Annotated in this window: 13 protein-coding genes; 7 read left to right on the forward strand and 6 right to left on the reverse strand. The window is 56.1% G+C overall.

Going from position 1 to position 15,471, the window contains the following annotated elements:
* Positions 1–51 precede the first annotated feature (51 nt).
* Positions 52–1,161 (forward strand): YcbX family protein, encoded by a 1,110-nt coding sequence (locus tag ACSEMK_RS16660; protein ID WP_113374277.1) that lies wholly within the window; start codon positions 52–54, stop codon positions 1,159–1,161.
* Here the strand turns inward: ACSEMK_RS16660 and zapC are convergent.
* Positions 1,158–1,700, reverse strand: coding sequence for a cell division protein ZapC (gene zapC / locus ACSEMK_RS16665; RefSeq protein WP_087858134.1), 543 nt, complete (start codon positions 1,698–1,700; stop codon positions 1,158–1,160). The genes ACSEMK_RS16660 and zapC overlap by 4 nt on opposite strands.
* 169 nt (positions 1,701–1,869) lie before the next feature.
* Positions 1,870–2,880 (reverse strand): quinone-dependent dihydroorotate dehydrogenase, encoded by a 1,011-nt coding sequence (gene pyrD / locus ACSEMK_RS16670; protein ID WP_042892893.1) that lies wholly within the window; start codon positions 2,878–2,880, stop codon positions 1,870–1,872.
* Between the two features lie 248 nt (positions 2,881–3,128).
* Between pyrD and ssuE the strand changes: the two genes are divergently transcribed.
* From ssuE to ssuB, 5 genes are read left to right on the forward strand one after another with little or no spacing between them, the layout of a single operon-like run.
* The gene (ssuE, locus tag ACSEMK_RS16675) at positions 3,129–3,704 is read left to right on the forward strand and encodes an NADPH-dependent FMN reductase (RefSeq protein WP_087858135.1); all 576 of its coding nucleotides are present in this window, start codon (positions 3,129–3,131) and stop codon (positions 3,702–3,704) included.
* Positions 3,697–4,659, forward strand: coding sequence for a sulfonate ABC transporter substrate-binding protein (locus ACSEMK_RS16680; RefSeq protein ID WP_411325380.1), 963 nt, complete (start codon positions 3,697–3,699; stop codon positions 4,657–4,659). Before ssuE ends, ACSEMK_RS16680 begins: the two co-directional genes overlap by 8 nt.
* Positions 4,656–5,801, forward strand: a complete 1,146-nt coding sequence (gene ssuD, locus ACSEMK_RS16685) for an FMNH2-dependent alkanesulfonate monooxygenase (RefSeq protein ID WP_015367446.1) — start codon at positions 4,656–4,658, stop codon at positions 5,799–5,801. Before ACSEMK_RS16680 ends, ssuD begins: the two co-directional genes overlap by 4 nt.
* Positions 5,802–5,811: 10 nt before the next feature.
* Entirely contained in the window at positions 5,812–6,603 is a 792-nt protein-coding gene (gene ssuC / locus ACSEMK_RS16690; protein ID WP_015367447.1) for an aliphatic sulfonate ABC transporter permease SsuC, read from the forward strand.
* Entirely contained in the window at positions 6,600–7,373 is a 774-nt protein-coding gene (gene ssuB / locus ACSEMK_RS16695; protein WP_430914980.1) for an aliphatic sulfonates ABC transporter ATP-binding protein, read from the forward strand. Before ssuC ends, ssuB begins: the two co-directional genes overlap by 4 nt.
* Positions 7,374–7,470: 97 nt before the next feature.
* Here ssuB and pepN read toward each other — a convergent pair whose 3' ends face one another.
* Positions 7,471–10,086 (reverse strand): aminopeptidase N, encoded by a 2,616-nt coding sequence (gene pepN, locus ACSEMK_RS16700; RefSeq protein ID WP_087858139.1) that lies wholly within the window; start codon positions 10,084–10,086, stop codon positions 7,471–7,473.
* A 328-nt stretch (positions 10,087–10,414) separates the two neighbouring features.
* On the opposite strand from pepN, the gene pncB reads away from it, so the two are divergent.
* Complete coding sequence (gene pncB / locus ACSEMK_RS16705; protein WP_430914979.1) at positions 10,415–11,617, forward strand: nicotinate phosphoribosyltransferase; 1,203 nt, start codon at positions 10,415–10,417, stop codon at positions 11,615–11,617.
* 44 nt (positions 11,618–11,661) lie between these two features.
* On the opposite strand, the gene ACSEMK_RS16710 is transcribed toward pncB, so the two are convergent.
* Genes ACSEMK_RS16710 through ACSEMK_RS16720 form a run of 3 tightly spaced genes read right to left on the reverse strand, consistent with a single transcriptional unit; the run spans position 11,662 to position 15,396 of the window.
* Positions 11,662–12,825, reverse strand: coding sequence for a M20 aminoacylase family protein (locus ACSEMK_RS16710; protein WP_100631484.1), 1,164 nt, complete (start codon positions 12,823–12,825; stop codon positions 11,662–11,664).
* Between the two features lie 18 nt (positions 12,826–12,843).
* Positions 12,844–14,082, reverse strand: a complete 1,239-nt coding sequence (locus ACSEMK_RS16715; protein WP_049059584.1) for a Zn-dependent hydrolase — start codon at positions 14,080–14,082, stop codon at positions 12,844–12,846.
* 24 nt (positions 14,083–14,106) lie between these two features.
* A complete protein-coding gene (locus tag ACSEMK_RS16720) occupies positions 14,107–15,396 on the reverse strand; it encodes an aromatic amino acid transport family protein (RefSeq protein WP_430914978.1) in 1,290 nt (429 codons plus the stop codon).
* Positions 15,397–15,471 lie beyond the last annotated feature (75 nt).

The following is a 15,471-nucleotide window of genomic DNA, read 5'->3' on the forward strand; positions in this document are numbered from 1 at the left end:
GTGCCCTATGTCATAAAGTTAAAGGCTTATTTTTGAACCCAGGGGCAGCGTATGGTAACGCTATCGAAACTTTTTATTCATCCCGTCAAATCCATGCGCGGAATTGGCGTCACCCATGCCTTTGCCGATATTAGCGGCATGGCCTTCGACCGCATCTTTATGCTGACTGAAACCGACGGTACGTTTATTACCGCGCGCCAGTTTCCGCAGATGGTGAAATTCCTGCCTTCGCCGCTTCATGACGGCCTGCACTTGACCGCGCCAGATGGCAGCAGCGCGCTGGTGCGCTTTGATGATTTCGCTCCCCAGGGCGAGCCGACGGAGGTGTGGGGCAACCATTTCACCGCCTTAATCGCGCCAGCCGCCATCAACCAGTGGCTCAGCGGCTTCTTCAACCGCGACGTCCAACTGCGCTGGCTCGGGCCGCAGCTAACCCGGCGAGTAAAACGCCACGACGCGGTACCGCTCTCCTTCGCCGATGGTTATCCCTACCTGCTCGCCAACGAGGCCTCGCTTCGCGACCTGCAGCAACGGTGCCCTGCCAGCGTAAGCATAGAACAGTTTCGCCCTAATCTGGTGGTCACCGGCGCGGCGGCGTGGGATGAAGATAGCTGGAAAGTCATACGTATCGGCGAGGTGGTATTTGATGTTGCCAAACCCTGTAGCCGCTGCATTTTCACCACCGTCAGCCCGGAGCGTGGGCAAAAGCATCCGTCCGGCGAGCCGCTGGAAACGTTAAAGCGTTTTCGTACCGCGCAGGATAACGGCGATGTCGATTTTGGCCAGAACCTAATCGCCCGCAACAGCGGCGTAATCCGCGTGGGTGATGAGGTGGAAGTGCTGACGCGCGGCCCGGCTAAAGCCTATGGCGCTGGCGATAGCGACGATACGCTGGCGGCCGATGCGCAGCCAAAAGCGACGGTTGAGATTGAGTGGCAAGGGCAACAGTTTACCGGCAACAACCAGCAGGTGCTGCTGGAGCAGCTGGAACAACAGGGCATTCGTATCCCTTATTCCTGCCGCGCCGGGATCTGCGGCAGTTGTCGGATCCGCCTGGAAGAGGGTGAAGTGAGTCCGTTAAAGAAAAATGCGGTCGCCGCGGATGGCACCATTTTATGCTGCAGCTGCGTACCGAAAACCGCGCTGCGCCTGGCGCCTTAAACCGCCTGCCCCAGGCTGTAGCTGGCCGTGTTCTGCGCCGGCTGCAGTCTGTCATTCATAATTTTAATCACATCGCCCAACTGCATTACCCGGCCAGCCAGAGTTAGTCCTGGCTGCGCCAGCAGGCAAAGCGTGGCGTTTTCACCCGGTTCGACCACCAGCAAATTGACCTGCTCGCCGGTATCGCTGATCCACACGCTGGCGGCGTCGCCGCTGGCGGGTTGCCAGTTCTGCTGATGCGTGGTGAAATGCCAGCTCTTCGGCATCTGTGGTTTCAGAAAACGGATCGCGGTTAAGGCATTTAATACTAATTCGGCACGCTGCTCTTTGTTTAATTCAATTTCGCGGCATTTTTCTTCAAAAGAAAAATAGAGCGCCGCGTCATCGACGCAAAATCCCGATGGCGCGAAAGCATCAGGCGTTAACATGCGCCGGGCAAAACGTGAGCGAAATAACATACCATTGGCCAAGTCGAGCATCATGCGGTCATGCTCTTCGTCATAATACCAACGCCAGTTATCGTCAGGTTTAATCCGCATTTCTACCCCCGTCCTCTTCCACTTCCTTCTGCAAAGCAATGGCATCCTGCTACAGAATAATTTCTAAAATTAAGAAAAGACTAAAATGTCTAAATAAGCAACAATGAAGGAATATAAAACAACCAGGGCTGGAAATAAAGCCCTGGGGAAGATTCAGAGGCGGAAAAGATTAGATGTGTGTAACAATTTCTTTAATCAGCGGCGGGCCTTTAAAAATAAACCCGGAATAAATCTGTACCAGCGTGGCGCCAGCAGCCAGCTTTTCACGAGCGGCAATCACCGAGTCAATACCGCCAACTCCGATAATTGGCAAACGACCATTTAATTCCGTGGCCAGCATACGAATAATTTCGGTGCTTTTTAATTGTAATGGACGACCACTCAACCCACCGGTTTCATCACAATGCTTCATCCCCTGAACCAATGAACGATCGAGGGTGGTATTGGTAGCAATGACGCCATCAATATTATGGCGGACTAAGCTGTCGGCTACCTGGATCAATTCTTCGACAGAAAGATCCGGGGCGATCTTCACCGCCACAGGAACATATTTTTGATGTTTCTGTTGAAGTTCGAGCTGCTTATTTTTAATACCGCTGAGTAAATCATCCAGCGCTTCGCCATATTGCAGAGTACGTAACCCTGGGGTATTCGGCGAGGAGATATTAATGGCGATATATCCAGCGTATGGATAGACTTTTTCCATACAAATCAGATAATCATCTTTACCCTGCTCTACCGGAGTATCTTTATTTTTACCGATATTAATCCCCAGCACGCCGTCAAAATGCGCTTTTTTCACATTCTCGACCAGGTTATCAACGCCGTGGTTATTAAAGCCCATGCGGTTGATCAAACCTTCGGCATCGACGAGACGGAAGATCCTCGGCTTGTCATTGCCCGGCTGCGGACGCGGAGTCACGGTACCAATTTCGATTGAGCCGAAGCCCATCGCACCGAGCGCATCAATACACTCGCCGTTTTTATCAAGCCCGGCCGCCAGCCCCAGCGGATTCTTGAAAGTGAGCCCCATGCAGGTAACGGGTTTCGACGGTACTTTTTGTCGAACCAGCATTTCCAGCGGCGTGCCGGTGACGCGGCGTAATTGTTGGAAGGTTACTTCATGAGCGCGCTCAGGATCGAGCTGAAAAAGAGCTTTACGAACGAAGGGATAGTACATGAACTCTCCTGGATTCCCGGTGTGCAAACCGGGGGCGTATTATGTTCGATCCGCGCCCGAAAGGGAATTGACCTGCGACAAAAAATCACGCGACCAACGCAAACGTTTACTTCTCAGCCGCCTGTTATGCGCATTTTGGCAATTTAACGCCGGAAAAATCATTTAGGGAAATAAACGCCCTCTGTCACACTGCCATAAAATGTTATCAATTATAGATAAATGCAAACATTTGGTTATAAGGAGAGTGTATGCGCGTTATTACAATCGCGGGCAGCCCCCGCTACCCTTCTCGCTCAAGCGCATTGCTGGAGTACACCAGAGAGAAACTTACCGCGGCCGACATCGAAGTCTATCACTGGCATTTACAGAATTTCGATCCCGAAGATCTGCTTTACGCCCGCTTCGATAACCCCGCTCTGCATACCTTAAATGAACAACTGGCCGGCGCTGATGGCCTGATTATCGCCACTCCCGTCTATAAAGCCTCTTTTTCCGGCGCGCTGAAGACGCTACTAGACTTGCTCCCCGAACGCGCTCTGGAAGGCAAAATTGTCCTGCCGCTGGCGACAGGCGGCACCATCGCCCATATGCTGGCGGTCGATTACGCGCTTAAACCAGTGCTTAATGCTCTCAAAGCGCAGGAGATCCTCCACGGCGTATTCGCCGATGACAGCCAGGTCACCGATTATCAACACAAGCCGCAGTTCACACCGAATCTGCAAAACCGTCTCGACCAGGCGCTGGAGACCTTCTGGCAGGCGCTGAATCGCCGCAACAGCCGCATCCCCGGACTAAAGACGTTACAGGGGGTTGAGCATGCTTAATCCTCTGCGTGCCCTAACCCTCGGCGGGCTACTCATGCTTTCCTTTATTACGCATGCGGCCCCGCAGGCGCCGGAAGCGTTACGCATCGGCTACCAGAAAGGCAGCGTCAGTATGGTGCTGGCGAAGAGCCATCAACTGCTGGAGCAACGCTATCCGCAAACTAAGATTTCATGGGTCGAGTTTCCCGCCGGGCCGCAAATGCTGGAAGCGCTGAACGTCGGCAGTATTGATATCGGCAGCACCGGCGATATCCCACCGATTTTCGCTCAGGCTGCCGGCGCCGACCTGGTCTATATCGGCGCTGAACCAGCGAAACCGAAAGCGGAAGTGATTCTGGTTGCCGATAACAGCCCAATCAAAAGCGTGGCTGAACTGAAAGGCCGTAAGGTGGCGTTCCAGAAGGGCTCAAGCTCGCACAATCTGCTGCTGCGCGCTCTACAGCAGGCAGGTCTGAAATTCAGCGATATCCAGCCGGTGTATCTCGCCCCCGCCGATGCCCGCGCCGCTTTCCAGCAGGGTAATGTCGACGCCTGGGCCATCTGGGATCCCTATTACTCTGCGGCGCTGCTGCAAGGCGGGGTACGGGTACTGAAAGATGGTAGCGACCTAAAGCAGACCGGTTCGTTCTATCTTGCCGCTCGTCCTTATGCCGAAAAGAACGGCGCCTTTATCGAAGGGGTGCTGGAGACCTTTAGCCAGGCGGATGCCCTGACCATTAGCCATCGCCAGCAAAGTATTGCCCTGCTGGCCAAAACGATGGGTCTACCCGAAGCGGTGATTGCCAGCTATCTAGACCATCGTCCGCCCACTGCGATATCACCGGTAAGTGCTGAAACGGCCGCTCGCCAGCAGCAAACCGCCGATCTCTTCTATGAAAACAAGCTGGTACCGAAAAAAATCACTATTCAAAACCGTATCTGGCAGCCTGCCCCCGCACAAGGAGCGAAATCATGAGTCTGAATATGTTCTGGTTCTTACCCACCCACGGTGACGGCCGCTATCTGGGCACCGATGAAGGCGCGCGCCCGGTAGATTACAGTTATCTGCAGCAAATCGCCCAGGCCGCCGACCGGCTCGGCTTCACCGGCGTACTCATTCCTACCGGACGCTCGTGCGAAGATGCCTGGCTGGTTGCCGCTTCAATGATCCCCGTCACCCAACGGCTGAAGTTTCTTGTCGCGCTGCGCCCAAGCGTGGTATCCCCCACCGTCGCCGCGCGCCAGGCTGCCACGCTTGACCGGCTCTCTAATGGCCGGGCCTTGTTCAATCTGGTCACCGGCAGCGATCCAAATGAATTAGCCGGCGATGGCGTATTCCTCGACCACACCGAACGCTATGAAGCCTCCGCCGAGTTCACCCATATCTGGCGCAAACTGATGGAAGGTGAAACCGTGACTTTCCACGGCAAGCACCAGCACGTGCGCGGGGCGAAACTGCTCTTCCCGCCGCAGCAACAGCCGCGACCGCCGCTCTACTTTGGCGGCTCCTCGGACGTTGCACAGGATCTGGCCGCCGAACAGGTCGACCTCTACCTGACCTGGGGCGAACCGCCAGCGCAGGTGGCGGAAAAAATTGCCCAGGTGCGTGAGAAAGCCGCGCGCCTCGGCCGCAGCGTCCGCTTTGGTATTCGTTTGCACGTCATCGTTCGCGAAACCAATGAAGAGGCATGGCAAGCGGCGGAAAGCTTAATCTCCCATCTGGATGACGAAACCATCGCCCGCGCGCAGGCAGCCTTCGCGCAAACCGATTCTGTTGGCCAGCACCGCATGGCGGCGCTGCACAACGGCCGTCGCGACAAGCTGGAAATCAGCCCGAATCTGTGGGCGGGCGTCGGTCTGGCGCGCGGTGGCGCGGGCACCGCGCTGGTGGGCGATGCGGCTACCGTCGCCGAACGTATTAATGAATACGCCGAACTAGGCATCGACAGTTTTATCTTCTCCGGCTACCCGCACCTTGAGGAAGCCTGGCGAGTCGGCGAACTGCTGTTCCCGCTGCTCGATGTCAACGTCCCGACGATCCCTCAGCCGCAAAACTTGCGCCTGCAGGGCGAAGCGGTGGCGAACGAATTTATCCCGCGTAAAGCGGCGCAAAGTTAGGGAGCGAACTATGGCAGCCTCTTCGCAAAAACTTCTATTACGCCTCGCTCCTTGGTTTTTACCGGTGGGCACCGTGCTTATCTGGCAATTGGCGTCATCAGTAGGCTGGCTCTCAACCCGTATTCTCCCCTCTCCGGAGGGGGTACTGAAAGCCTTCTGGACGCTCTCCGCCAGCGGCGAGCTGTGGCAACACCTGGCGATCAGTTCCTGGCGCGCCTTACTCGGCTTCGCCATTGGCGGCTCCATCGGCCTGACGCTCGGACTCATCAGCGGCCTCTCGCGCTGGGGCGAACGCCTGCTGGATACCTCCATCCAGATGCTGCGCAATGTGCCGCATCTGGCGCTAATTCCATTGGTGATTTTGTGGTTTGGTATTGACGAAAGCGCCAAAATATTTCTTGTCGCGCTGGGGACGATGTTTCCGATTTATATCAATACCTGGCACGGTATCCGCAATATCGATCGCGGTCTGGTGGAAATGGCGCGTAGCTATGGCTTATCCGGGTTCGCCCTCTTCCGCCACGTAATCCTCCCCGGCGCCCTGCCCTCGATTATGGTCGGCATTCGCTTCGCTCTCGGATTAATGTGGCTGACGCTTATCGTTGCTGAGACCATCTCGGCTAATGCCGGGATTGGTTATCTGGCGATGAACGCCCGCGAATTTCTGCAAACCGATGTGGTGGTGGTCGCCATTATTCTTTACGCCATTCTCGGCAAGCTCGCCGATTTTAGCGCGCAACTGCTGGAACGCGTCTGGCTGCGCTGGAACCCGGCGTACCGTCTTCAGGAGGCTAACGCATGAATACTGCTCGTCTTAATCCCGGGATCCCGCTGTTACTCAATGGGGTCAGCAAACGCTACGGCGACAATGTCATTCTCAATGAGCTGGATTTACATATTCCTACCGGGCAATTTGTCGCAGTGGTCGGCCGCAGCGGCGGCGGTAAAAGCACCCTGTTGCGCCTGCTGGCCGGGCTGGAAAAACCCAATGGCGGCGAACTGCTGGCAGGCGCGACGCCGCTTGCGCAGATCCAGGAGGATACGCGCATGATGTTCCAGGACGCGCGGTTGCTGCCGTGGAAAACGGTTATCGACAACGTTGGACTTGGGCTGAAGGGCCAGTGGCGCGATGCCGCCCGCCAGGCGCTGGCCAGCGTCGGGCTGGAAGAGAGAGCCGATGAGTGGCCGGCGGCCCTCTCCGGCGGGCAAAAACAGCGCGTTGCGCTGGCCCGCGCGCTGATCCATCGCCCGCGTCTGCTGCTGCTGGATGAACCGCTGGGAGCGCTTGACGCCCTCACCCGTCTGGAAATGCAGGAATTGATTGTTTCGCTCTGGCAAGAACACGGCTTTACCGTGTTGCTGGTAACTCATGATGTGAGTGAAGCGGTGGCGATGGCCGACCGGGTGCTGTTAATAGAAGAAAAGAAAATTGGCCTCGATTTGAGCGTGGATATTCCGCGTCCGCGGCGGTTCGGCTCGGCGAAGCTGGCGGAACTGGAAGCACAGGTGCTCGATCGGGTGATGAAGCGCAGCGACAGCGAGCGTGCGCCGCGTTTGTTTAGTCATGGCTAACTAATGTCCCCGGTCCGCGCTTCGCTCGGCCGGGCTACCAAATCGCACAGCGCTGTAGCCCCGGTAAGCGAGAGCGCCACCGGGGATTTTGCGGCCGTTACGCCAGCGCTTTGGTAATCTTCTCGAACAGATCGCCGGAGAGATTCTCCAGCCCTTTCAGCTGTTCCAGCGCCGCACGCATCTTGGCCTGACGTTTCTCATCGTAGCGTTTCAGACGAATCAGCGGCTCAATCAGACGCGACGCCACCTGCGGGTTGCGGCTATTGAGCTCGGTCAGCATTTCCACCAGGAACTGGTAACCGCTGCCGTCTTCGGCATGGAACGCCGCCGGGTTGCTACTCGCGAAGGCGCCGATCAGCGAACGTACCCGGTTCGGGTTACTCATCGTGAATGAACGGTGCTTGAGCAAGCCGCGTACCGTCTCAACCACATTGGCCGCCGGGCTGGTGGACTGCAGAATAAACCACTTGTCCATCACCAGGCCGTCCTGGTGCCACTTATCGTCATACTCCTGCATCAATGCATCACGGCACGGCAACTCCGCCGCCACCGCCGACGACAGCGCAGCCAACGCGTCGGTCATGTTGTCAGCATGATGATACTGGGCTTGCACCAGCTTATCTGCCAATTCAACATCGCCAAAAGCCAGATAGCGCAGGCAGGTATTGCGCAGGGAACGTTTACCGATATCGGCATGGTCTACGCGATAGCTGTCGAGCTTGTTGGCGTTGTAAACCACCAGCAGCTCATCGGCCAGTTCTTTCGCCAGCGTACGGGTCAGCGCTTCGCGCACCGCCGCGATGGCAATCGGATCGATGATGGCGAACAGTTCAGCAATTTCGTTGGCCGACGGCAGCGTTAAAATTTCCGCCGCCAGCGCCGGATCGATTTTCTCATCGAGCAGGATCGCGCGGAAGGCGTCAGCGACGTGGATAGGCAGCGACAGCGGCTGCCCCTGCTGATGACGGTTAACGTTGAGTTTGATGTAGGTCGCCAGCAGGCTCTGCGCGGCATCCCAACGCGAGAAGTCGTTACGCGCGTGGCGCATCAGGAACGTCAGCTGCTGGTCGCTCCACTTATATTCAAGCTTGACCGGCGCGGAGAATTCACACAGCAGCGCCGGTACCGGCTGGAAGTAAACGTTATCAAAGACGAATGTCTGTTCCGCCTGGGTGACATTCAATACGTGATGTACCGGATGACCGCCCTTCTGCAGCGGGATCGCTTTGCCTTCGTTATCGTACAGCTCGATACTGAACGGGATGTGCAGCGGCTGCTTGTCGGCCTGTTCCGCGGTCGGCGGCGTACGCTGGCTGATAGTCAGGGTGTACTGCTCGGTTTCCGGGTTATAGTCGTCATGCACGGTAACGACCGGCGTGCCGGACTGGCTGTACCAGCGACGGAAATGCGACAGATCCACGTTCGAAGCATCTTCCATCGCCTGCACGAAATCATCGCAGGTGGCGGCGCTGCCGTCGTGGCGTTCAAAGTACAACTGCATCCCTTTCTGGAAATTGGCTTCGCCCAACAGGGTGTGCAGCATACGGATCACTTCGGCGCCCTTTTCGTAGACCGTCAGGGTGTAGAAGTTGTTCATTTCGATAACCATATCCGGACGGATCGGGTGCGCCATCGGGCTGGCGTCTTCGGCAAACTGTAGCCCGCGCATGGTACGCACGTTATTGATACGGTTTACCGCACGCGAGCCGAGATCGGAACTGAACTCCTGATCGCGGAATACGGTCAGCCCTTCTTTCAGGCTGAGCTGGAACCAGTCGCGACAGGTCACACGGTTGCCGGTCCAGTTATGGAAATATTCGTGACCTATGACGCGCTCGATATCGAGGTAGTCTTTATCGGTCGCGGTATCGGTACGGGCCAGCACGTATTTAGAGTTAAAGACGTTGAGGCCTTTGTTCTCCATCGCGCCCATGTTGAAGAAGTCGACGGCGACGATCATATAGATGTCGAGGTCATATTCGAGACCGAAACGAGTTTCGTCCCACTTCATCGAATTCTTCAGCGAAGTCATCGCCCACGGCGCGCGGTCGAGGTTGCCGCGGTCAACGTACAGTTCAAGGGCGACTTCACGCCCGGAACGGGTGGTGAAGGTGTCACGCAGCACATCGAAATCGCCGGCTACCAGCGCGAACAGGTAACAGGGTTTCGGGAACGGATCCTGCCATTGGATCCAGTGACGGCCATTGTCCAGCTCACCCTGGGCTACGCGGTTACCGTTAGAAAGCAGGTAGGGGTATTTCGCCTTATCGGCGATGATTTTGGTGGTGAAGCGCGCCAGCACATCCGGACGGTCGAGGTACCAGGTAATATGGCGGAAGCCCTCTGCTTCGCACTGGGTACATAGCGCTTCGCCTGACTGATACAGGCCTTCCAGCGCGGTGTTCGCCGCCGGGCTAATTTCATTGACGATAGTCAGGGTGAAACTGTCCGGCAAACCGCCAATCACCAGCTGATTATTTTCTTCTTTATAGTCGTTCCACGGCTGGCCGTTCACCTGTAGTGAAATCAGAGTCAGGTCTTCGCCATCCAGACGCAATGGCACATCAGACGCAGCCGCGTGACGGGAAACCTTACTCTCGGCCGTGACAACGGTTTTCGCGGCATCCAGGTCAAAGGTCAAATCAATATCGCTAATCAGATAATCCGGCGCACGGTAGTCGTGGCGGTATTTGGCTTGGGGCTGTTGTGTCATAAAAAACCTTTAGCGTGTCTGTAAAGTATCGGCTCCAGTCTATTCCTGTTGCGCAGATCGCGCTATGCAGAATCTTCATCTTTTCAACGTTCAACACGAAAATCGCTACATTTTGATAACACATGAGGCACGAAATGCGCTCGACCCGGCGCAAAGCTTGTGGTGTGATCCGTGTTCAATATATTAAACTAGGCCTCGCAAATGACCGTCAGCGTTACCGTCGAGCCATCGCAGCAGGACAGCACCGGGTATTAAAGGTATACTCCGCCTCCTTTTTTCTGCTTTGGTTTGAATGGAACGCCCCAGTGAGAGGATGCTACTGCGCACCATGACACAATTCACTTCTCCTGTACTGCACTCGCTGCTTGATACGGATGCCTATAAGCTGCATATGCAGCAGGCCGTCTTCCACCGCTACTACGATGTGGAGGTAGCGGCAGAGTTCCGCTGCCGCGGAGACGATCTGCTCGGCATCTATGCCGACGCGATTCGCGAGCAGGTCGAAACCATGCGCGACCTGAAGCTGCAGGACGATGAGTATCGCTGGCTGTCCACCCTGCCGTTCTTCTCGCAGGACTATCTCGACTGGCTACGCGACTTCCGTTACGACCCAAGCCAGGTCACCGTTATCAACGATCATGGCAAGCTGAATATTCGCCTCGCCGGGCCGTGGCGCGAAGTGATCATGTGGGAAGTGCCGCTGCTGGCGGTCATCAGCGAACTGGTGCACCACTACCGTTCGCCGGAAATCGGCGTCGATCTGGCGCTGGAGACGCTCGAACATAAGCTTGCCGACTTCGCCGACATGACCGCCGACATCGATATGTCGGCATTCCGCCTGATGGATTTCGGCACCCGCCGCCGCTTCTCCCGTGAAGTACAGCAGGCTATCGTGCAGCGCTTGCAGCAGGAGCCGTGGTTTGTCGGCACCAGCAACTACGATCTGGCCCGCCGACTCAATTTAACCCCGATGGGCACCCAGGCGCACGAATGGTTCCAGGCCCACCAGCAGATCAGTCCAAACCTTGCCAGCAGCCAGCGCGCGGCGCTTGCTGCCTGGCTGGCGGAATATCCGGATCGGCTGGGTATTGCTCTGACCGACTGCATCACCATGGACGCTTTCCTGCGTGATTTCGGTCCTGAATTCGCCACCCGCTATCAGGGACTGCGCCATGACTCCGGGGATCCGCTGGAGTGGGGCGAGAAAGCTATCGCCCATTATCAGAAATTGGGTATCGACCCGATGAGTAAAGTGCTGGTGTTCTCCGATAACCTCGACCTCGGCAAAGCGGTCGATCTGTATCGCCACTTCTCCTCGCGGGTGAATCTCAGTTTCGGTATCGGCACCCGGTTAACCTGCGACATCCCACAGGTGAAACCGCTGAATATCGTCATAAAACTAGTAGAATGTAACGGCAAGCCGGTGGCGAAACTCTCCGATAGCCCGGGTAAAACCATCTGCCACGATAAGGCGTTCGTCCGCGCCCTGCGCGAGGCCTTCGACCTGCCGCCGATTAAAAAGGCGAGTTAAAAAAACGGCCCGGCGGCGTTACGCTGCCGGGCCGACCAACATCTCTACTGCGGCAATCTCGTCCTGATCACCTCGGCAAAATACTCCGCGCCGGTCAGTAAAATTTCATCATTAAAGTCGTAGCAAGCGTTATGCAGCGGCGTATTGCCCTGAGTATCAGACGCATCGCCGTTACCTAAAAAGATGAAACAGCCGGGAATCTCCTGCAGGAAGGCGCCGAAGTCCTCCGAAATCATCATCTGCGCGACGTTGCCGTCGACATTTTCCGCCCCCACGACGTTCACCGCCGCATTGACCGCGACATCAACGCATTGCTGCCAGTTCACCGTCGGGGCGAATTCATGGGTATAGCTAAACTCGCACTGCGCGCCGTGCATCGCGCAAATCGCTTCGCTGATGGTCCGCATGCGCGCTTCCAGCAGCGCCTGTACGTCAGCGGAGTAGCTGCGGGTATCCCCTTTAATTTCCACATGCGTGGGGATCGCATTGCGGATACCGTCAGTATGAAGCTCCGTACAGGAGATCACCGCCGGCACGTTCGGGTCGATATTGCGTGAAACGATGGTCTGCAGCGCCAGAATAATTTCTGCCGCAATCACCAGCGGATCCTTCGCCATATGCGGCCGGGCGGCATGCGCCCCCTGCCCCTTAATACGGATAATAAAGTTATCTTCGCTGGCCATAATGCCGCCGACACGGGTGGCGATGGTCCCGGCTTTCATACCCGGCATATTGTGCAGGCCGTAAATCTCCTCGATGCCGAAACGCTCGATAACGCCGTCCGTCATCATCGCATTGGCGCCATAACCGGGTTCTTCCGCAGGTTGAAAAACAAAACAGACGGTTCCGTTAAAGTTTTGCCGCTGCAATAGCAACTGCGCCGCGCCCAGCGCAATGCAGGTATGGCCATCATGCCCGCAGCCGTGCATCCGTTCGGCGGTCGTGGAGCGGTAAGGCCGTTCGCCCTGTTCGTTCAATTGAATAGCATCGATGTCGGCGCGGATGGCGATAACACCGTTACCGTCGCCGCATTTCAACACGCCCACCAGCCCGGTTTTACCTATATTACGGTGAACCTCAATGCCCATCGCTTCGAGTTTCTCGGCGATAAACTGCGAGGTTTTGACTTCTTCAAAGGCGCTTTCCGGATTGGCATGCAGGTGATGGCGCCAGGCAATAAGCTGCTGCTTTAACTGTTGTTGATTCATTCTTCACTCCTGTAAAAATTATGCCGCACGCTGCGCGCGCTGTAATACCACCTGCAGCAGCACATTGGCGCCGGCAATGAGATCTTTGGCTTCGCTATGTTCATTGACGTTGTGGCTAATGCCGTCAACACAGGGGACAAAAATCATCCCTGCGGGGCATACCGAAGCCATAAATTGCGCGTCGTGGCCGGCGCCGCTCGGCAGGCGCCGATAACTGAGGGCTTGACGTTTCGCCTCCGCTTCAACGGCATTGACGATTTCATCGGCAAAAATGACCGGGTTAAAACGCACCAGTGAACGGCTGGCTATCTCCACCCCCTCTTCCTGCGCCGTTGTGACGACAAACTCGGCTAAGCGCCGTTCCGCCTCAATTAAGATAGTGTTATCGGTATTGCGTAAATCCACCGACATCACGACGTGATTTGGAATGACGTTAATCAGGTTGGGTTTAACGCTCATATGCCCGACGGTAGACACCTGATTGCCGCCGAGGCCCATCGCCAGTTCACGGGCGAAAACGGCGATTTTCGCCGCTGCAAGGCCGGCATCGCGGCGCATGGACATAGGTGTCGTACCGGCATGATTCGACACGCCTGTTAGCGTAAATTCTTGCCATGAAATACCCTGCACGCCGGTGACGACGCCGATATCAATCCGTTCCTTATCGAGGATAGGTCCCTGTTCGATATGTAGTTCGACGTAGCTATCTACCGGCAGATTGCCCGGCTGATGTTCGCCTTTATAGCCAATCTCCCGCAGCGCCTCGTCAAGAGTAATGCCGTTGTGGTCTTTTGCCGCCAGGGCCTGCGCCAGTGGATACTCCCCGGCAAACACCACGCTTCCCATCATATCGGGCTGGAAGCGCACCCCCTCCTCATTGGTAAAGAAGGTTACGGCTAACGGACGTCGCGGACGAATCCCGGCATCCTGAAGGGCGGCAATCACCTCGAGACCGGCCATCACGCCGTAGTTGCCATCGTACAGGCCGCCAGTACCCACGGTGTCGATATGCGACCCCATCATCACCATCGGTAGCGCCTCTTCTCCGCGATAAACACCGGTAACGTTGCCGATAGCATCGATATAGATAGTCAGCCCCAGCGCTTTCATCCGGGCAACAACAAAGTCCCTACCGGCTTTATCTTCCGCGGTCGCCGCAAGGCGGCAGACGCCGCCGCCTTCCAACGCGCCGCATTCACCAAGCGCGAACAGGGAATCGATCAGCCGCTGGCCGTTTATCTGTAGATCATGACTCATAAAACATCTCGCTATTGTTCGGGGTTACTGGAACATGCCGTAAAAAATGGCGGATACGGTAATTAACCCAATCAGGGTGACGAAAACGTTGCTGGCTTTGCCGCGATACGGCGCCAGCACCGGTAACTTATGAATGGCATACATCGGCAACAGCAGTAGAATCGCCGCCCCGGTCGGGCCGCTGATGCACTCGATAATGCCGAGGATGCTTGGGTTCTTATAGGCGGCGAACCAGCAGGTGAGGACCATAAAAACCAGAATAACGGCGTCAACTGCGCGGATAGTCGGTTTTTTCCCCCGCGCGGCGGCGGCCTCGATAATCAGATCGCGCAGCGATTCATAAGCGCCGATATAGTGGCCAAGAAACGATTTCGTAATCGCGACAAACGCAATGATTGGCGATAGCCAGGCAATAATCGGCGTCTCAAACTGGTTGGCGAGGTACGACAGGATCGACAAATTCTGCGCTTTTGCTTCCGCTAACTGCTGCGGCGACAGGCTCAACACGCAGCTGAGAACGAAAAATAGCACCACCACGGTCATTAACAGGATGCCATAGCGCTGGATCTGCGCGCATTTGCGCTCGGCAAGCGCGAGTCCGTAGCGCTGCTTCTGGCGCACGACCATCGGCGAGACGATCGGATAGTGGTTAAACGACATAACCAGCACCGGAAATGTCATCCACAGCGTTAGTAAAATGCCGCGCCCATCGCCCATTGCGCTGAAGTTCACGGTGTGCAAAATCGCGCCGTTCCAGTGCGGGAACAAAAACAGCGCCATAAAAATAAGTGAAATAATGAAGGGATAAACCAGGGTGCTCATCACGCGCATAATCAAACGCTGCCCGAGGCGGACAATAAACATCAGCCCGAGGATCAGCACGATGGACACCACTGCCCGCGGCGGCTCCGCCAGTCCCAACTGATGGCTGATAAAACTCTGCGCTGTATTCGTAATAGCTACCGCATACATAATCAAAATGGTGTACACGGCGAAGAAATAGATAACGGTAAACACCTTCCCCGCTAGCGCGCCAAAATGCTCGCCAATGACATCGGTGATCGTGCTTTCCGGCGTGTTGGAAGAATAAATAAATCGCGCCAGCCCGCGATGCGCCAGATAAGTAATCGGAAAAGCGAGAGCAAAAACGATAAGCAGCGGCCAGAAACCGCCAATCCCGGCGTTAATCGGCAGAAACAACACCCCGGCGCCAATTGCCGTGCCGAACAGGCCAAGCACCCACACGGTATCTTCGCTATGCCACTTTGCGGCATCGCAACATCCTCTTTCTGTCACAGCATTTTCAGTATTCATCGGTCAGGTTCTCTCTATGCATTACGCGAATCCGCGTATGTTTTCGTTATTAGTCAGAACGCATGTCATACCGAG

It is taken from the genome of Klebsiella sp. K-3 (assembly GCF_051207495.1).
Taxonomy (GTDB): Bacteria; Pseudomonadota; Gammaproteobacteria; order Enterobacterales; family Enterobacteriaceae; genus Klebsiella; species Klebsiella aerogenes.